At 72.2% G+C, this 17572-nt stretch carries 16 protein-coding genes and 1 tRNA gene; 12 read left to right on the plus strand and 5 right to left on the minus strand.

The window, feature by feature from the left end; genetic code table 11:
• Positions 1 to 2: 2 nt before the first annotated feature.
• Positions 3 to 674, plus strand: a complete 672-nt coding sequence (phoP, locus tag P8A18_RS18610; RefSeq protein ID WP_511101561.1) for a two-component system response regulator PhoP — start codon at positions 3 to 5, stop codon at positions 672 to 674.
• Between the two features lie 83 nt (positions 675 to 757).
• On the opposite strand, the gene P8A18_RS18615 is transcribed toward phoP, so the two are convergent.
• The gene (locus P8A18_RS18615; protein WP_306055964.1) at positions 758 to 1411 is read right to left on the minus strand and encodes a copper chaperone PCu(A)C domain-containing protein; all 654 of its coding nucleotides are present in this window, start codon (positions 1409 to 1411) and stop codon (positions 758 to 760) included.
• Positions 1412 to 2021: 610 nt separating this feature from the next.
• Between P8A18_RS18615 and P8A18_RS18620 the strand changes: the two genes are divergently transcribed.
• The 10 genes from P8A18_RS18620 (at position 2022) to P8A18_RS18665 (ending at position 14006) form a co-directional block, all read left to right on the plus strand.
• Positions 2022 to 2504 carry a CarD family transcriptional regulator gene (locus tag P8A18_RS18620; RefSeq protein WP_006380568.1) on the plus strand — a complete coding sequence of 161 codons (483 nt, stop codon included), beginning with the start codon at positions 2022 to 2024 and terminating at the stop codon, positions 2502 to 2504.
• A gap of 479 nt (positions 2505 to 2983) precedes the next feature.
• Positions 2984 to 3730 (plus strand): 2-C-methyl-D-erythritol 4-phosphate cytidylyltransferase, encoded by a 747-nt coding sequence (gene ispD, locus P8A18_RS18625; protein ID WP_306055965.1) that lies wholly within the window; start codon positions 2984 to 2986, stop codon positions 3728 to 3730.
• The gene (gene ispF / locus P8A18_RS18630; protein ID WP_306055966.1) at positions 3720 to 4241 is read left to right on the plus strand and encodes a 2-C-methyl-D-erythritol 2,4-cyclodiphosphate synthase; all 522 of its coding nucleotides are present in this window, start codon (positions 3720 to 3722) and stop codon (positions 4239 to 4241) included. Before ispD ends, ispF begins: the two co-directional genes overlap by 11 nt.
• Before the next feature lie 239 nt (positions 4242 to 4480).
• A complete protein-coding gene (locus P8A18_RS18635; protein WP_306055967.1) occupies positions 4481 to 5098 on the plus strand; it encodes a GNAT family N-acetyltransferase in 618 nt (205 codons plus the stop codon).
• Between the two features lie 31 nt (positions 5099 to 5129).
• On the plus strand, positions 5130 to 6644 hold the full coding sequence (locus P8A18_RS18640) for an ABC transporter substrate-binding protein (protein WP_306055968.1): 1515 nt from the start codon (positions 5130 to 5132) through the stop codon (positions 6642 to 6644).
• 4 nt (positions 6645 to 6648) lie between these two features.
• Positions 6649 to 8478, plus strand: coding sequence for an ABC transporter permease subunit (locus P8A18_RS18645; RefSeq protein WP_306055969.1), 1830 nt, complete (start codon positions 6649 to 6651; stop codon positions 8476 to 8478).
• Positions 8475 to 9797: an MFS transporter gene (locus tag P8A18_RS18650; RefSeq protein ID WP_306055971.1), complete on the plus strand. Its 1323-nt coding sequence runs from the start codon at positions 8475 to 8477 to the stop codon at positions 9795 to 9797. Before P8A18_RS18645 ends, P8A18_RS18650 begins: the two co-directional genes overlap by 4 nt.
• Positions 9754 to 11157, plus strand: coding sequence for a cysteine--tRNA ligase (gene cysS, locus P8A18_RS18655; RefSeq protein WP_306055972.1), 1404 nt, complete (start codon positions 9754 to 9756; stop codon positions 11155 to 11157). The genes P8A18_RS18650 and cysS overlap by 44 nt, the downstream gene beginning before the upstream one ends.
• Positions 11158 to 11240: 83 nt before the next feature.
• Positions 11241 to 12197, plus strand: a complete 957-nt coding sequence (gene rlmB / locus P8A18_RS18660; RefSeq protein WP_018553670.1) for a 23S rRNA (guanosine(2251)-2'-O)-methyltransferase RlmB — start codon at positions 11241 to 11243, stop codon at positions 12195 to 12197.
• A 189-nt stretch (positions 12198 to 12386) separates the two neighbouring features.
• Entirely contained in the window at positions 12387 to 14006 is a 1620-nt protein-coding gene (locus P8A18_RS18665) for a DoxX family membrane protein (protein WP_306055973.1), read from the plus strand.
• Between the two features lie 78 nt (positions 14007 to 14084).
• Here the strand turns inward: P8A18_RS18665 and P8A18_RS18670 are convergent, their stop codons facing one another.
• From P8A18_RS18670 to P8A18_RS18680, 3 genes are all read right to left on the minus strand, one after another.
• A complete protein-coding gene (locus tag P8A18_RS18670; protein ID WP_018553668.1) occupies positions 14085 to 14795 on the minus strand; it encodes a nucleotidyltransferase family protein in 711 nt (236 codons plus the stop codon).
• 35 nt (positions 14796 to 14830) lie between these two features.
• Positions 14831 to 15259, minus strand: coding sequence for a hypothetical protein (locus P8A18_RS18675; protein ID WP_306055974.1), 429 nt, complete (start codon positions 15257 to 15259; stop codon positions 14831 to 14833).
• Between the two features lie 217 nt (positions 15260 to 15476).
• Positions 15477 to 16613, minus strand: coding sequence for an ABC transporter ATP-binding protein (locus tag P8A18_RS18680; RefSeq protein ID WP_306055975.1), 1137 nt, complete (start codon positions 16611 to 16613; stop codon positions 15477 to 15479).
• A gap of 180 nt (positions 16614 to 16793) precedes the next feature.
• Here P8A18_RS18680 and P8A18_RS18685 point away from each other — a divergent pair.
• Positions 16794 to 16870: transfer RNA gene (locus P8A18_RS18685), tRNA-Thr, on the plus strand.
• Positions 16871 to 16904: 34 nt separating this feature from the next.
• On the opposite strand, the gene P8A18_RS18690 is transcribed toward P8A18_RS18685, so the two are convergent.
• Positions 16905 to 17555, minus strand: coding sequence for a rhomboid-like protein (locus P8A18_RS18690; RefSeq protein ID WP_306060989.1), 651 nt, complete (start codon positions 17553 to 17555; stop codon positions 16905 to 16907).
• Positions 17556 to 17572: the final 17 nt, after the last annotated feature.

The following is a 17572-nucleotide window of genomic DNA, read 5'->3' on the forward strand; positions in this document are numbered from 1 at the left end:
GAGTGCTTGTCGTCGAGGATGAGGAATCCTTCAGCGACGTCCTGTCCTACATGCTCCGCAAGGAAGGCTTCGAGGTCGCCATCGCGGCCACCGGACCCGACGGCCTGGACGAGTTCGAGCGCAACGGCGCCGACCTCGTGCTTCTCGACCTGATGCTGCCGGGACTGCCCGGCACCGAGGTCTGCCGGCAGCTGCGCAGCAGGTCCAACGTCCCCGTGATCATGGTCACCGCCAAGGACAGCGAGATCGACAAGGTCGTCGGCCTGGAGATAGGGGCCGACGACTACGTCACCAAGCCCTTCTCCTCGCGCGAGCTCGTCGCCCGCATCCGCGCGGTGCTGCGCCGGCGCGGGGAGCCCGAGGAGGTCACCCCGGCCGCCCTGGAGGCCGGACCGGTCCGCATGGACGTGGACCGGCACGTCGTCACCGTCTCCGGCGCCAAGGTCGACCTGCCGCTCAAGGAGTTCGACCTCCTGGAGATGCTGCTGCGCAACGCCGGCCGGGTGCTCACCCGGATGCAGCTGATCGACCGCGTCTGGGGCGCGGACTACGTGGGCGACACCAAGACCCTCGACGTCCACGTCAAGCGCCTGCGCGCCAAGATCGAGCCGGACCCGGGCGCCCCCAGGTTCCTCGTGACGGTGCGCGGTCTGGGCTACAAGTTCGAGCCGTAGACCGGCCCGCGACGGACACATGGCTGAGGCGCCTCCCCGCGGCGGGGAGGCGCCTCAGCCATGTCTCGTACGGGCGGTGCCGCTCAGCCGTTCTGCCCGGACTCGTCGGCCGAGGCCGTACCGGTCGGGGTGGCCGACGTGTCGCCCGCCGCGTCGCCGGTCGCCCCGGACCCGTCCGCCGACGCCGATGCCGAGGCGTCGGGGGTCTTCGGCGCCTCGGGCAGCGTGCTGGGGCCGAAGTCCTTGAAGTAGCCCTTCGACGGAACGACGGACGCGCCGAGGGAGAGCTCGCCGGTCCGGCTGAACGTGAAGACCAGCGGCTGCACGTTGCCGGCCTGGGCGGCCTCGTTGCCGCTCTCGATCACGGCGGTGGCGTTGCCCTTGCCGCCGAGAATGACCCGGCCGCCGGCCGGGACGACGACCGGGCCCGAGCCCTTGGCCGGGTGCAGCGCCACGGAGCCGCCGCTGCCCGTCAGGGTGATCGAGTCCAGGGTCTCCGCCTTGGTGCCGTTGTTGAACACCGTGGCGGTGACGACCGCCGGGCCCTCGGCGTCGAGCTCGGGCTGGGTGATGACGTTGACGTTCTGGATCTTGATGTCGCCGGACGAGGTGGCGGCGTTGTCCGGCCTGACTTCGAGCGTCTGCGCGTTATGACCCGCCCCGCACGCGGTGAGCGCGGTGAGCGAGAACGCGATGGCAGTGGCGGCGAGGGCGCCGTGTCGAAGGCTGCGGCTCACGGCGGCGGCAACTCCTTGAACGAGCGGATGGGTACGGACGGGTCGGGCGAGCGGGGTAAAGCCGCCCTAAGGGTCTGTCAGCCGTCAGGTTACCGAGCCCCCATCGCGGCTCCGCACCCGACCCGCCCCCGACCGTCCCCGGGATCACCGGCCGGGGCGTGCGGGCACATTCGCAGGGCCTCCACATAACGCGCTTGATCAATTCCGCCCGGACGTTCGTCCCGCCGCTTGAGCGGCTGTTCACGGACGGTGGCGCATTCCTTGCGCATAATCCGCACCGCGCCGCACGTTGATCAATTTCATTGACCATCGGCCCTTACCGCCGTACGAGTGATCCATCACCGAACGGAGTACGGAATCTTCAGCAAGCGGAACCCGACAAAACGGGACGTTCGGCTCCTTCGGAGTGGGTCGGAGTGCGTGTAACGTCCGCGTTTCTCCGTCCCCGCGCAGTGGCTCCGACCTGCGAATACCTTCTCCCGAAGGCCGTTCGCAGCACGTTCGTGTCGCAGTTGTCAAGCCCCGAGATATGCCCTGACCTGCGAAAACGCCATTCAGGAGAAGCGATTCTCGTGTTACGCTTGATAGCCACGGAAGGGGTACCTGTCACATGACGTTCAAGGTTGGCGACACCGTGGTCTATCCCCATCACGGGGCCGCGCTGATCGAGGCTATCGAAACTCGCCAGATCAAAGGCGTGGACAAGACCTACTTGGTGCTCAAGGTCGCTCAGGGCGACTTGACGGTGCGTGTACCGGCGGACAATGCGGAGTTCGTGGGTGTGCGCGACGTAGTCGGGCAGGAAGGGCTGGACCGAGTCTTCGAGGTGCTCCGCGCACCGTATGCCGAGGAGCCGACGAACTGGTCCCGGCGCTACAAGGCAAATCTGGAGAAGCTCGCCTCCGGCGATGTCATCAAGGTCGCCGAAGTGGTTCGTGACCTGTGGCGTCGCGAGCGTGAGCGCGGACTCTCCGCCGGTGAGAAGCGCATGCTCGCCAAGGCGCGGCAGATTCTGGTGAGTGAACTCGCCCTCGCGGAGAACACCAACGAGGACAAGGCCGAGGCTCTCCTCGACGAGGTCCTCGCATCCTGAACCGGACGGCACCGGTCGCAGTGACCGGATCGCGCCGGTCGTAGCGAATGTGCCGCGGTGCCCGCTGGCCAACCGTATTCACGGTGAGTCGCCGGGCGCTGCGGCATGTCCGGACGGAGAAGGATGCGCACGGCGGGAAAGAACGGCTTCCGGGCAGGAAGGAACGGCGAATTCCAGCCGGTCCCGATCCTGTCGCCTATCGGTTCCAGCCACTTCCCGCCACTTGCGGATGGATACCGGCCATAACCCGGCCATAACCGGACGCCCGGCGATGATCCCCCGGTATGTGTCCTTGGTACGTTGCTCGCGATCTTGCTGAAGCCGGCGGGTGAGGCCTCCCGAGCGGCCGGAGCATGTCCCGACGCGCCCGGGGTCACGGAAAGGGTCCCGGTCGAGTCATGGCGCGGAGCCCGGCTCGCTTGTGGCCATACCCACGTCGGCCGTGGACACAAACATGCCGAAGCTTCGGAGTGCAACCGATGTCTGAACAACCGCGTCCCTACCGCACGGCCGCCGTGATTCCCGCGGCCGGCCGCGGCGTACGGCTCGGCCCCGGCGCCCCCAAGGCACTGCGCGCGCTCAACGGGACGCCCATGCTCATCCACGCCGTACGGGCCATGGCGGCCTCCCGCCACGTCTCCCTGGTCGTGGTCGTCGCCCCGCCCGACGGCGCCCCCGAGGTCCGCAACCTCCTCGCCGAACACGCCCTGCCCGAACGCACCGACTTCGTCGTCGTGCCCGGCGGCGAGACCCGCCAGGAATCGGTCAAGCGGGGCCTGGACGCACTCCCGGACTCCATCTCCGCCGTCCTCGTGCACGACGCGGCCCGCCCCCTCGTCCCTGTCGACACCGTCGACTCCGTCGTGGACGCGGTACGGGAGGGCGCCCCCGCCGTCGTCCCCGCCCTCCCGCTCGCCGACACCGTCAAGGAGGTCGAGCCCGGGGCCCCCGGCGCGCCCGAGCCGGTGCTCTCCACCCCGGTGCGCGCCCGGCTCAGGGCCGTACAGACCCCCCAGGGCTTCGACCGCGACACCCTCGTCCGCGCCCACGAGCAGGTCGCCGTCAGCGGCGAGGGCGCGACCGACGACGCCGGCATGGTCGAGCAGCTCGGCGCGCCCGTCGTCGTCGTACCCGGACATGAAGAGGCGTTCAAGGTGACCCGGCCGCTGGACCTCGTCCTGGCCGAAGCGGTACTCGCACGCAGGAGGGCCAACGATGGCTTCTGAGACCCCCGGACCGGGCCGGCACCCCGCCGCGCCGGTCATCCCGCTCGTCGGCATCGGCACCGACATCCACGCCTTCGAGGAGGGCCGCGAGCTGTGGTGCGCGGGCCTGCGCTGGGACGGTGAGGGTCCCGGTCTCGCCGGACACTCCGACGCCGACGTCGTCGCGCACGCCGCCTGCAACGCGCTCTTCTCCGCGGCCGGCCTCGGCGACCTCGGGCAGCACTTCGGCACCGGGCGCCCCGAGTGGTCCGGCGCCGCGGGCGTCACCCTGCTCACCGAGGCCGCCCGCATCGTCCGCGCGGCGGGCTTCGAGATCGGCAACGTGGCCGTACAGGTGGTCGGCGTACGCCCCAAGATCGGGAAGCGGCGCGACGAGGCGCAGCGGGTGCTGTCCGCCGCCGTGGGCGCCCCCGTCTCGCTGTCCGCCGCGACCTCCGACGGGCTCGGCTTCACCGGCCGCGGCGAGGGCATCGCGGGCCTCGCGACCGCACTGGTGTACCGCGCGGGCTGAGGGGCCGGGCCGGCTGAGTGGCCGTACCGGCTGGATCGCCGCCTCCGCCTCCGTACCGCCGCCGTGCCCGCCCTGAGCGGCCACCCCCCGGCGGGCCGCCGGGGCGCCGCCCCGCGGCCGGTCGTTCGTTGTGACGCGGGCCGGCCCGGGGGTCCCCGGCCCCCCACCCTTGTTGCACATCACTCGCACGTACGCTGGTACGGCAAGGACGTGGTGCGCGAGGACGGTGGAGTTCCGGGATGACTACTGCGACGACGGCCGTGATCCCGGCCGGCGCCGGGGACTACGCACTGCGCACCGCCGGGCCGCAGGACATCGGCGGGGCGCGGGCCGTGATGCTCGACACCGTCTACCGCGACCTGCGCTCCGGTTACGTACCGCGCTGGCACGCCGACATCATCGACCCCGAGGCGGCCTACCTGCGCCCGGCCCGCTGCACGCTGCTGGTGGCCGAGTGGGCGGGCGAGATCGTCGCCACGGGTGCCGTGCGCGACCGGGGGCCGCAGGCGCCGCCCAATCCGCGGTGGGTGGCCGACCGCTTCCCGTCCGGCACCACGGCGCAGCTGTGCCGGATCTACGTGCGGCCGGAGCACCGCAGGCACGGTCTGGCCCGCCGCATGGTGCGCGAGCTGTGTGCCTTCGTCGCGCGGGCCGGCGGCTACGAGGCGGTCTACCTGCACACCGACCCGGCCGTGCCGGGCGCCGAGCCGTTCTGGCGGTCCCTCGCGCGGGAGGTGTGCGACGAGCGCGCGCTGCCGGGCGGCGGCCAGGGCATCGTCCACTTCGAACTGCCGCTGCCGCTGCCGGAGTCCGGGGTCCGCGCGGGGGCTCCGGGCGCCCCGTACCCCACCGCTTAGATGACAATCGTTTTCATATAAGGTCGTTGCCATGCCCGCTCCCCGCCGTCGTCGTTCCGCGCTGCCGCTGACCCTGTCCGCGACCGCCCTCCTCGTCCCGCTCGCCACCGCCTGCTCCGGCGGCGCGTCCGACACCGACGGCGGGCAACGCCTCCGCGTCGTCATGGCCTTCCCGCCCGCCCAGGCCATGTCCCCCTACGGGGACGACGCCGTCACCCTCAGCCGCCTCGCCGTCATCGAGGGCCTCACCACCCTGAACAGCGAGGGCGCGGCCGAGCCCGCGCTCGCCACGTCCTGGAAGCGCGACAACCCCACCACCTGGACCTTCACCCTCCGCAAGGCGGTCTTCCAGGACGGCAGCGACGTGGACCCGGCCGCCGTCGTCCGCTCGCTGAACGCCGCCGACAAGGCCTCACCCGGCCCCCGCGTCCTCTCCGACACCGGCATCACCGCCACCGCCCGGGGCGCCGACGCCGTACGGATCGTCACCGGGGAAGCCGACCCGCTGCTGCCCCAGCGCCTCGCCAACCCCTCCCTCGCCATCCTGTCCGCGGCCGCCTACGCCAACGGCAGGGTCGACCCCGCGGGCCACGCCACCGGCCCCTTCACGCTGGCCTCCGTCAAGGGCGCCGTCAGCGCGACCCTGGAACGCAACGACACCTACTGGGGCGGCAAGGCCAAGGCCCCCGGCGCCGACGTGACCTTCGTGGCCGACGGCACCGCCCGTGCCAACGCCCTGCGTACCAAGGCCGTCGACGTCGCCGAATACGTACCGGTCTCCCAGGCCTCCCTCCTCGGCGACGGACTCGTCCACGCGTTCTCCTCCGCCCGCACCAACGGCCTCTCCCTCAACACCGCGCGCGGCGTCTTCGCCGACCCCGCCATGCGCGCGGCCGCCCGCGAGGCCATCGACTCCCCGGCCCTCGTCAAGGCCGTCTACGAAGGCCGTGCCGACACCGCGCGAGGACTTCTCGGGCCGGGTGTCACCTGGGCCGCCGACGCCCGCACGGCTCCGGCCGGCCGGGCGAAGGCCGCCGGCAAGGCGCAGGTGGCGAAGACCGGGCAGATCGTCCTCGCCACCTACACCAACCGGCCCGAACTCCCCGAGGCCGCCACCGTCGTCCAACAGCAGCTCCAGAAGCGCGGCTTCACCGTCAAGCAGGTCGTCCGCGACTACGCCCAGATGGAGGCCGACGCCCTCGCCGGGAAGTACGACGCCTTCATCCAGGCCCGCAACACCCTCCTGGACACCGCCGACCCGGTCTCCTACCTCGCCTCCGACTTCACCTGCGACGGCAGCTTCAACATCTCCCAGCTCTGCGACGAAGACGTCGACACCGCCGTCGCCGAGGCCGCCGGCACCGCGTCGACCGACGCCCGCCACACCGCCGCCGCGGCAGCCGAAGCCCGCGTCCTCGCCACCGACGCCCTCGTACCGCTCGTCCACGAACGCTTCGTCCAGGGCTACGACGACACCCGCGTCCACGGCGTCTCCCTCGACCCCCTGGAACGCACCCTCATCACCGCCGACACCCACGTCGGGTGACCGGGTGAGACACCTCGCCGGACGGGCCGCCGCCCTCCTCGCGGTCCTCGCCGTCATCGGGCTGCTGCCCCGCCTCACCCGCACCGACCCCGCCCTCACGATCCTGCACGCCCGCTACGCCGACCGGCCCCCCACCGCCGAGACCCTCGACGCCATCCGCGCCGAGACCGGCCTCGACGGCGGGCCCCTCCGCCTCCTCGGCGACTGGCTCACCGGACTCCTCCGCGGCGACCTCGGCACCTCCTGGGTCTCCGGACAGCCCGTCGCCCCCGACGCGATGTCCGCCCTCGGCGTCTCCCTCGCCCTCATGGGCGCCTCGCTCGCCGTCGCCCTCCTCACCGCCGCCGCCCTCACCGCCCGCACCCTGCGCCGCGGAGCCCTCCACCGCTCCGCCACCGCACGGGCCGGGACCACGGCCGCCGTCCTCGCCGCACTCCCCGAATTCCTCATCGCCGCCGTACTCGCCGCGATCGTCGCCGTCCGGCTCGACTGGCTCCCCGCGCTCGGCTGGGGCACCGCCCAGCACACCGTGCTGCCCGCCCTCGCCATGGGCATACCGGCGGGCGCCCTCCTCGGCCGGCTCCTCGACGACGCCCTGCCCGCCGCCTTCGCCGAACCCTGGGCCCGCGCCGCCACCGCCCACGGCCTGCCCGCCCGCCGCGCCGCCCGCCACGCCCTGCGCCGCACCCTGCCCGGCCTGCTGCCCCAGCTCGGCCTGATCGTCGTCGGCCTCACCGGCGGAGCCGTCGCCGTCGAAACCCTCTACGCCATCCCCGGCCTCGGATCCACCGCGCTGGCCGCCGCACTCGCCCAGGACCTCCCCGTCCTCCAGGCCTGCGTCCTCATCCTGCTGCTCCTCGGCACGGCCGCCGGACTCGCCGCCCGCCTCGCCTCCCGCACCCTGCTCGGCCCCGCCCTCGACGCGGGCGCCCTGCCCGCGCTCGTCCCGCCCGCGGCCCGCGCCCGCCCGGCCCTCCTCGCCGCCGCACTGCTCCTCGCCGCCCTCTTCGCCGCCGTCACCCTCACCGGACTCCTGCGCGACCCGCTCCACATCGACGCCGCCGCCCGCCTCGCCGGACCCTCCGCCGCCCACCCCCTGGGCACGGACTCCCTCGGCCGCGACATCCTCGCCCGCCTCGGACACGGAGCCGCCCGCACCGTCCTGACCGCCCTCGCCGTCTCCGCCGCCACCCTGCTCATCGGCCTCGCCGTCGGAGCCGTACGCGCCACGGCCCTCACCGAGACCGCCAACGCCCTGCCCGCGATCCTCACCGGCCTCGTCGTCGCAGGCATCGCCGGCCCGGGACCCTGGAGCGCGGCGGCCGCCGTCACCGCCGTCGCCTGGGCCCCGCTCGCCGCCCACACCAGCGCGCTGCGCGCCCAGGAACGCGCCGCCCCGCACCTCACCGCCGCCCGCGCCCTCGGCGCCGGACGACTCCACCTGCTGCGCCGCCACCTCCTGCCCGGCATCGTGCCCCCCGTCGCCCGGCACGCCGCCCTGCGCGTCCCCGCCCTCGCCCTGGCCCTCGCCTCCCTCGGCTTCCTCGGCCTCGGCACGGCGCCCCCCTCACCCGAGTGGGGCCGCATGCTCTCCGAGAACCTCCCGTACGCCGAACGCGCCCCCTGGTCCGTCCTCGCCCCCGCCGCCGCCCTCGCCGTCCTCGGCGCCCTCACCGTCCTCACCACGGCGGCCGTACGGGGACGCACCGGCCGGAACACCACGGCCGCCGCGGAAGGACCCACCGCCCCGGACACCACCGCCCCGGTAAAGGGACACACCGCCCGGAACACCGCCTCCGTAAAGGGACACACCGCCCGGAACACCGCCGCATGAGCGCCGCCACCACCCCCTACCTCCGCCTCCTCACCACCACCCAGCTCGCCTTCAACATCGGCTTCTACGCCGTCCTGCCCTACCTCGCCACCCACCTGGGCACCGGCCTCGGCATGACCGGCTGGCTTGTAGGACTCGTCCTCGGCCTACGCACTTTCAGCCAGCAGGGCCTCTTCGTCATCGGCGGCGCACTCACCGACCGGTACGGCCCCCGGCCCGTCGTCCTCGCCGGCTGCGCCCTGCGGATCGCGGGATTCGGCTGGCTGGCCGTCGCCGGCTCCACCGCGACCGTCATCGGCGCCGTCGTGCTCACCGGATTCGCCGCCGCCCTCTTCTCACCCGCCGTCGAGTCCGAGACCGCCCGCGAAGCCGTCCGCCACGAACAGCTCACCGGCACCCCGCGCGCCCGCGTCCTCGCCCGCTTCTCGGCCGCCGGACAGGCCGGTGCCTTCCTCGGCCCGCTCCTCGGATCACTGCTCCTGCTCCTCGACGACGGATTCCGCGCCGCCTGCCTCGCCGGAGTCCTCGTCTTCACCGCGGTCCTCGCCGGACACGCCCTGCTCATGCCGCGCCGCGCACCCGTCCACCGAACGGGGGCACGCGGATCGCTGCGCCAGGTCCTCACCCGCCGGCCGTTCCTGCTGCTCTGCCTCGTGTACAGCGGCTACCTCATCGCCTACAACCAGCTCTACCTGTCGCTGCCCGCCGAAGTGGAAGCCGCCACCGGATCGCAGACCGCCCTCGGCCGGCTCTTCGCGCTCTCCTCCCTCCTGGTCGTCTGCGTACAGCTGCCCCTCACCCGCTGGTCCGCCGACCGGGTCACGCCCCGCACCGCGCTCGTCACGGGACTCGCCACCGTGGCCGCCGGATTCGCCGCCGTACCCCTCGCCCCGGCCGGACCCGCCGGGCTGCTGCCCGCCACCTCGCTCGTCGTGCTGCTCACGCTCGGCCAGATGCTCCTGGTGCCCGCCGCCCGGGGGCTCGTACCCGACCTGGTCGAGGACCGGCACCTCGGCCTCGCCACCGGAGCGCTCTCCTCCGTGTCCGGACTCGCCGTACTCGGCGGCAGCGCCGCCACCGGCGCCCTGCTCGACGCGCCCGCGCCGCTGCGCTGGGCCGCACTCGCCGCGGTCCCCCTCACCGGAGCCGTCCTCGCCCTGGCCCTGCCCCCGGGAGCGCCCGCGAAGCGGGAGAAAATCCCCGAGGCCATAACAAGTGTCACGCAATCCCCGGAAGGGGCTCGGGGCACTGGTGCGGGCCTACTACCCTTGAGGGGTGACTATTCGCCTGTACGACACCAGCGCCCGGCAGATCCGTGACTTCGTCCCGCTCACAGCGGGCTGTGTCTCGATCTACCTCTGTGGCGCTACCGTCCAGGCCGCCCCGCACATCGGGCACATCAGGTCCGGACTGAACTTCGACATCATGCGCCGCTGGTTCGCCTACCGCGGCTACGACGTGACGTTCGTCCGGAACGTCACCGACATCGACGACAAGATCATCACCAAGTCCGCCGAACAGGGCCGGCCGTGGTGGGCGATCGGCTACGAGAACGAGCGCGCGTTCAACGCGGGCTACGACGCGCTCGGCTGCCTCCCGCCCACCTACGAGCCCCGCGCCACCGGTCACGTCCCCGAGATGATCGAGATGATGCGCGGCCTCATCGAACGGGGCCATGCCTACGCCGCCGACGGCAACGTCTACTTCGACGTGCGCTCGTTCCCCGGCTACCTGGAGCTCTCCAACCAGGATCTGGACGACCTGCGCCAGCCCTCCGGCGACAACGAGACCGGCAAGCGCGACAAGCGCGACTTCGCCATGTGGAAGGCGTCCAAGCCCGGCGAGCCGAGCTGGGAGACGCCCTGGGGCCGCGGCCGTCCGGGCTGGCACCTGGAGTGCTCCGCCATGGCGCACAAGTACCTCGGCACCGCCTTCGACATCCACGGCGGCGGCATCGACCTGATCTTCCCGCACCACGAGAACGAGATCGCCCAGGCCAAGGCCTTCGGCGACGAGTTCGCGAAGTACTGGGTGCACAACGGCTGGGTCACCATGTCCGGCGAGAAGATGTCGAAGTCGCTGGGCAACTCCGTGCTCGTCAGCGAGATGGTCAAGGCGTGGCGCCCGATCGTGCTGCGCTACTACCTCGGCACCCCGCACTACCGGTCGATGATCGAGTACAGCGAGGAGGCCCTGCGCGAGGCCGAGTCCGCGTTCGCGCGGATCGAGGGCTTCGTCCAGCGCGTCACCGAGAAGGCCGGCGAGACCGTCGCGCCCGCCGCCGAGGTGCCGCCCGCCTTCGCCGAAGCCATGGACGACGACCTCGGTGTGCCGCAGGCCCTCGCGATCGTCCACACCACGGTCCGCCAGGGCAACTCCGCCCTCGCCGCCGACGACAAGGAAGCCGCCGTCGCACGGCTCGCCGAGGTCCGTGCCATGCTCGGTGTCCTCGGACTCGACCCGCTGGACGACCACTGGGCCGGCGAGAGCGACCGGGGCGACGACCTCCACGGCGTCGTCGACACCCTCGTCCGCCTCGTCCTCGACCAGCGCCAGTCCGCCCGCGCCCGCAAGGACTGGGCCGCCGCCGACGCCATCCGCGACCAGCTCAACCAGTCCGGCCTCGTCATCGAGGACAGCCCGGCCGGACCCCGGTGGACACTCGGCCCCCGCCAGTAGTCCCTCCATGTGCCGCCCGGCCCGCCGGGCGGCACACTCTCACTTATACGTACGCACGTCTGAAGCAACGAAACAGGTAGGTCATGGCCGGGAACAGCCAGCGCAGGAACCGCCGCACGTCCAACAAGAAGGGCATGCAGGTCGGCAGCGGTGGCCAGCGACGCCGTGGTCTCGAAGGCAAGGGACCGACGCCGCCCGCCTCCGCCCGCAAGGGACACAAGAAGAACCGCGTCGCCAACGCCCAGGCCAAGCAGGCCGCCGCCCGCCGCCCCGCCCCCCGCCGCGGCGGCGTCAAGGGCACCTCCGAGATGGTCGTCGGCCGCAACCCCGTCTACGAGGCCCTGCGCGACGGCGTTCCCGCCACCACCCTCTACGTCCAGCAGTACATCGACAACGACGAGCGCGTCCGCGAAGCCCTCCAGCTCGCCGGAGAGCGCGGCAACATCAACCTGATGGAAGCCCCGCGCCCCGAGCTCGACCGCATGACGAACGGGCTCAACCACCAGGGCCTCGTCCTCCAGGTCCCGCCCTACGAGTACGCCGACCCGCAGGACCTCACCGCCGCCGCGTACGACAACGGCGAGGACCCCCTCATCGTCGCCCTCGACGGCGTCACCGACCCCCGCAACCTCGGCGCGATCGTCCGCTCCGTCTCCGCCTTCGGCGGCCACGGCGTCGTCGTGCCCGAGCGCCGCGCGGCCGGCATGACCGCCGGAGCCTGGAAGTCCTCCGCCGGCACCGCCGCCCGTACGCCCGTCTCCCGGGTCACCAACCTGACCCGCGCCCTGGAGGCGTACAAGAAGGAAGGCATCGCGGTCGTCGGCCTCGCCGCCGACGGCGAGCACACCGTCGAGGACCTCGAAGCCCTCGGCGGCCCCGTCGTCATCGTCATCGGCAGCGAGGGCAAGGGCCTCGGCCGGCTCGTCGGCGAGACCTGCGACTACCGCGTCCGCATCTCCATGCCCGGCGGCGCCGAATCCCTCAACGCCGGTGTCGCCGCCGGAATCGTCATGTACGAGGTCGCCCGCCGCCGCGCCTGAGCACCCGGCCCGGAGGGGCCCGGCGGGGGCGCGAGCGCACGTGCGCGCGCCCCCGCGCGACCCCCCACCACCTGTTGACGGGTCTCGGACACTTCGACACCGTCAAGGCAGTGTCCTAATCACACATCACTCGGTTAGATGAGTGTGGACACCAGAACGCCTCGGTTCGACGAACTACCCGCCCTGAGCATGACCAAGGTGGACTGCGACCCCGCGCAGGTCATCGTCAACCACGCCAGCTTCCGGGTACAGCTCGCCCCCGGCCAGCGCGCGCGGCTGCGCGGTGTGAGCCCCGTCGGCCCGCCCAGGATCCCCGCCATGAGCGGCGCCGGAGCCGGCCGCGGCCGACGCGCCCCCGTCGTCTGGAGCGGCAGGTCCGCCCCCGGCGACCCCGGCGCCACCGGGCTTCTCCAGGCCGTACGGAACTCCACCGCGGGCCGCCCCGACACCGCGTACGACCCCTACGAGCCGTACGTCCCCTACGAGTCCGACCGCGGACACGGCGTCGGCACCCAGGTCATCCCGCGCCTCGACGACCTGCCCCTCGACGAGACCCAGCCCAACCCCGTCATCGGCGCACCCCGCCCCGGCGGCCCCCTGCTCCCGCCCATGCGCCGGGCCGTCGGCGCCTACGACCCCGTCGACCCCGGGCCGTACCACCCGGACCTCCACCGCGACCCGGACCGCTACGACGACGACCCCGCCGTCGACCTCACCGACGAGGACAACGGCACCCGGGGCCGGCGCCAGAACGGCGCCGACGACGTCCGGCACGCGTACTACCCCGGCCGCCGCATGAACCTCGGCGTCGTCCTCCTGCCCATGCGGGTCCTCCTCGGCTTCATCTCCATCTACGCCGGCATGGGCAAGCTCTGCGACCCCGTCTACTTCGACGGCGGCGAACGCGGCTCCATGGTCAAGTGGCTGAACTCCCTCCACCCCTGGGCCCTCGCCGAACCGCTGCGCGACTTCGCCCTGTCCCACCCGGTCGGAGCCGGCCTCTCCATCGCCTTCCTCCAGGTCGTCGTCGGCGTCCTCACCGTCCTCGGCCTCTGGCAGCGCGTCGCCGCCACCGTCGGCGCGCTGCTGTCCGCCGCCCTCCTGGTGACCGTCAGCTGGCGCACCGTCGCCGCCTACGACGCGCCCGACATCATCTTCCTGGCCGCCTGGAGCCCCCTGATCATCGCGGGCGCCCCCGTCTACTCCCTCGACGGACGCCTCGCCGGAGAGGCCTGGCGCAAGCTCGGTCCCCGCTCCGAGATCTGGGACCTGCGCCGCCGGGTCCTGCGCCGCGGCGGTGTCGTCGCCAGCATCGTCGTCGGGCTCACCCTCCTCATCGGCTCCATCCTCGGCGGCGCCGTCCGCTCCACCGAGGTCGTCACCGTCCCCGGCCCCCACGGCGTCCCCACCAACCAGCTCCCCGGCTCCCCGCTCCCCGACAAGTCCCGCGGCGGCAAGGCCTCCAAGAGCCCCACCGGCCAAGAGCCCACCCCGTCCCACAGCACCGCCCCCCACACCCCCTCCGCCGACGCCTCCACCCCCGCCACGGACAGCGTCCGCGAAACGGGCCAGGCGGCGGGCGCGGGCGCCGGACAGCCCAGCGAGACCCAGGGCACCGGCCAGCAGCCCCCGCAGCAGACCACCCCCCAGCAGCCGCCCACCACCAGCGCGGGCCCCAGCTCCTCCGGCTCCACCGGCGACGGCGGCGGCTCCACCACCGGCGGCACCGACCCCGACCCCGCCACCGGCTCCACCGGCGGCAGCGGCGACACCAGCGGCCGCAACCCCATCGGCGGCCTCCTCGGCTGACCCGGAGGCACCCGACGAGAAGGGGCGGGGCCGGAGGAAAACCTCCGGCCCCGCCCCTTCTCCGTAGCCCCGTGCCGGCTACCGCCCGTCCAGCTCCTTGGCGGCCTCGGTCAGGTCCTTCGCCGTGTCGATGGCCCGCCAGTACGCCCCGTGCGGCAACGGATACCCCGCCAGCCGCCGTTCCCTGGCCAGCCGCGGGAACGTCGTCCGCTCATGGTCCCCCCGGTCCGGCAGCAGCGCGGTGAACGCCGGGGAGAACACGTACACCCCGGCATTGATCAGATACGGCGACGGCGGTGCCTCGATGAAGTCCGTGATGTGCCCGAACGCGTCCGTCTCCACCGCCCCCCACGGAATCCTCGGACGGGCCAGCGCCAGCGTCGCGGTCGCGTCCCGCTCCGCGTGGAACGCCGCCATCTCACGCAACGAGAACCGCGTCCAGATGTCCCCGTTGGTCGCATACCAGGGCTCGTCCGGCGCCGGCAACCGGGCCGCCGCGTACTTCAGCCCGCCCCCGCGCCCCAGCGGCTCCGACTCCACCACCGTCGTCACGCGCAACGGCAGCACCGCGTCGGACAGCCACTCCTGCAACACCTCGGCGAGATGCCCGCACGAGACCACGGCATCGGTCACGCCCTCGGCGGCCAGCCAGGAAAGCTGATGGCCGATGATCGGGGTCCCGGTACCCGGGATCTCGACCATCGGCTTGGGGCGGTCATCGGTATACGGGCGCAGCCGTGACCCCTGGCCACCTGCCAGGATCACGGCCTGCGTCGGAAACGTATGCATGCCAGGCACGATATGCCGTGCCCGGCTCCGGTCGGTCAGCTGAACTGGGCGACACCCGAGGCGAACGACGTGTCACAGACGGGGCGGGAGAAACGGTGCGCCCGCGTCGGGCCGTACTGCGCGACGGCCGCCTTCCCGAGCGCCTTCGCGATCGACATGCAGTGCCGGGCGAGCGACGGTCGCCCCTCGACGGCACGTTGGAGCTCCGTCAGGGCGACACCGGGGTCCTTCTCCCGGAGCTCCACGAGGAGCCGGTCGCGCAGGATGTCCTGCGGGGCACGTTCCTTGACCTCCTTGGCGCCCTTGGCGTCGGAGACGGTACGAGCCGACGCGGCGAGCAGCTGCGAGTCGGAGTTGCTGGCTGCCCACGGCACGGCGGTGACCGCGAGGGTCCCGGACAGAACCATGACGACGGGCAGTACGAGAGCGAGAGTTCGGCCGATACGGCGCACGGAGTGGGTCACGCAGCGAGCGTAGCGGTCGGTGATGACATGGCGACATTACGTCACCCTCGCGGGGGATGGTTCGAGTGGTCTTTTCGAATCGCGTGTTGACGAGTCGGAGCGAAATGACCGTTGTGCCGGGGATTTTTCCCTCGGCTGTTCAAACCCCTCGACCGGCCCCGACGCGCGGTGGCCCCGCACGAAGATCGTGCGGGGCCACCGTACAGCGCTTGCCGGATCAGGCGGTGAGACGCTCACCCGTCGACGTGGCGAAGACGTGCAGCTCGTCCGGGCGCGGCACGACGTGCAGCTTGGTGCCCTTCTCCGGGACGGCGCGGCCGCCGACGCGGACCACGAGGTCCTTGTGCTCGCCACCGACCTCGGCGGCACCGTAGACGAAGCCGTCGGCGCCGAGCTCCTCGACCACGTTGACCGAGACGGCCAGACCGGCCGGGGCCTCCGAGGAGTCCTTGGCGAGGGTCTTCGCGGCGGCGCCACCGTGCTCGACGATGTCGAAGTGCTCGGGGCGGATACCGACCGTCACGGTCGTGTCGCCACGGTCGGCGGCGGCGGTCAGCGCCTCACGCGAGACCGGGACGACGCTGTTGCCGAACTTCACGCCACCGTCGGTGATCGGGACCTCGATCAGGTTCATCGCGGGCGAGCCGATGAAGCCGGCCACGAAGAGGTTCGCCGGCTTGTCGTACATGTTGCGCGGCGAGTCGACCTGCTGGAGCAGACCGTCCTTGAGGACCGCGACCCGGTCGCCCATGGTCAGGGCCTCGACCTGGTCGTGCGTGACGTACACGGTCGTGATGCCCAGCCGGCGCTGGAGCGAGGCGATCTGCGTACGGGTGGAGACGCGGAGCTTGGCGTCGAGGTTCGACAGCGGCTCGTCCATGAGGAAGACCTGCGGCTCACGCACGATCGCGCGGCCCATCGCCACACGCTGACGCTGACCACCGGAGAGCGCCTTCGGCTTCCGGTCCAGGTATTCGCTGAGGTCCAGCATCTTGGCGGCCTCTTCGACCTTCGCCCGGATGTCGCTCTTGTTCACACCGGCGATCTTGAGCGCGAAGCCCATGTTGTCCGCGACGGTCATGTGCGGGTAGAGCGCGTAGTTCTGGAACACCATGGCGATGTCCCGGTCCTTCGGCGGCAGGTGCGTGACGTCACGGTCACCGATGCGGATCGCACCGCCGTTGACGTCCTCAAGACCCGCGAGCATGCGCAGGGAGGTGGACTTGCCACAACCGGAGGGACCGACGAGGACGAGGAACTCACCGTCCGCGATGTCGATCTCGAGCTGGTCGACCGCGGGCTTCGTGGAGCCGGGGTAGACACGGGACGCCTTGTCGAACGTGACACTGGCCATGCTGATGCTTCTCCTCCACCGGCAGGTACGTGCCGGACGATCCGTTGTAAGGGAGTGGTCTGGTCCATCGGAGTGAACCTGCAAGGACGCTACCTGGCGGTTTCGGATCTGTCAGCAGTTCCTGGGGTGTGAGATTTCTGCACCGCGCCGCGCGCGGTGTTGGTTAGACTGCTCCGGCACGCCTCCTTAGCTCAGCTGGCCAGAGCAACGCACTTGTAATGCGTAGGTCATCGGTTCGAATCCGATAGGGGGCTCCATCGACCAGGCCGGCTCCCCGCCGGCCTGGTTTTTTCATGTCCCGCGCCGCGTCAGCGGGTAGCACCCCAATCCGATCAGCACCGCTGTCAGATGGCCGATGTCCGTGAAGGTGGGGCGGGTGATGAGGGGGACGGTGTAGATGACCAGGACCGCGAAGAGGTACGCGGGGCGCCAGGGGCGGGGGACGTAGTAGGTGAGGACCGCGACCACGCCGGCGAGGGCGTAGCTGACGCCGATGTCGAGGGTGTTGGCGGCGGAGGGCGGGGCGTGGCCGTGGTGGATGGCCCAGGCGAGTACGCCCTCGCTGACGAGGGTGGCCAGCACGTGGGCGGTGGCGGCGACGGTGAGCCAGCGCAGGGTGCCGAGGCGGCGTTCGGCGGGGGCGTGGAAGACGGTGTAGAGGATGGCGTAGGGGAGCCATTGGCCGCTGTCGATCCAGAAGGCGCTGCTGATGAGGACGCGGACGGGGTTGCGGGACAGCTCGTGGATGTTGGTGGAGCGCTGGCGGAGGAACTCCTCCTCGAAGGCCGGTGACATCTGGTGGACGATGACCGTGGTGACGAAGAGGGCGGTCAGCCAGATGTAGGTGCCGGGGGCGCTGCGGATCCAGGAGCCGGTGGCGCGGAGCCGGGCGGCGGGGGTGGTGCGGGGCCGGGTGGGCGGGGCTGGGTGGCCGGTGGGCATAGCCGATTGACGCACGC

Source organism: Streptomyces sp. Mut1 (genome assembly GCF_030719295.1).
GTDB classification, from domain to species: Bacteria; Actinomycetota; Actinomycetes; order Streptomycetales; family Streptomycetaceae; genus Streptomyces; species Streptomyces castrisilvae.

Coding starts and splice junctions, on each gene's coding strand:
- P8A18_RS18620 (WP_006380568.1), top strand. CDS start 2,022: ATGACGTTCAAGGTTGGCGACACCGTGGTCTATCCCCATCACGGGGCC.
- ispD (WP_306055965.1), top strand. CDS start 2,984: ATGTCTGAACAACCGCGTCCCTACCGCACGGCCGCCGTGATTCCCGCG.
- ispF (WP_306055966.1), top strand. CDS start 3,720: ATGGCTTCTGAGACCCCCGGACCGGGCCGGCACCCCGCCGCGCCGGTC.
- P8A18_RS18635 (WP_306055967.1), top strand. CDS start 4,481: ATGACTACTGCGACGACGGCCGTGATCCCGGCCGGCGCCGGGGACTAC.
- P8A18_RS18640 (WP_306055968.1), top strand. CDS start 5,130: ATGCCCGCTCCCCGCCGTCGTCGTTCCGCGCTGCCGCTGACCCTGTCC.
- P8A18_RS18650 (WP_306055971.1), top strand. CDS start 8,475: ATGAGCGCCGCCACCACCCCCTACCTCCGCCTCCTCACCACCACCCAG.
- rlmB (WP_018553670.1), top strand. CDS start 11,241: ATGGCCGGGAACAGCCAGCGCAGGAACCGCCGCACGTCCAACAAGAAG.
- P8A18_RS18665 (WP_306055973.1), top strand. CDS start 12,387: ATGACCAAGGTGGACTGCGACCCCGCGCAGGTCATCGTCAACCACGCC.
- P8A18_RS18670 (WP_018553668.1), bottom strand. CDS start 14,795: ATGCATACGTTTCCGACGCAGGCCGTGATCCTGGCAGGTGGCCAGGGG.
- P8A18_RS18680 (WP_306055975.1), bottom strand. CDS start 16,613: ATGGCCAGTGTCACGTTCGACAAGGCGTCCCGTGTCTACCCCGGCTCC.
- P8A18_RS18690 (WP_306060989.1), bottom strand. CDS start 17,555: ATGCCCACCGGCCACCCAGCCCCGCCCACCCGGCCCCGCACCACCCCC.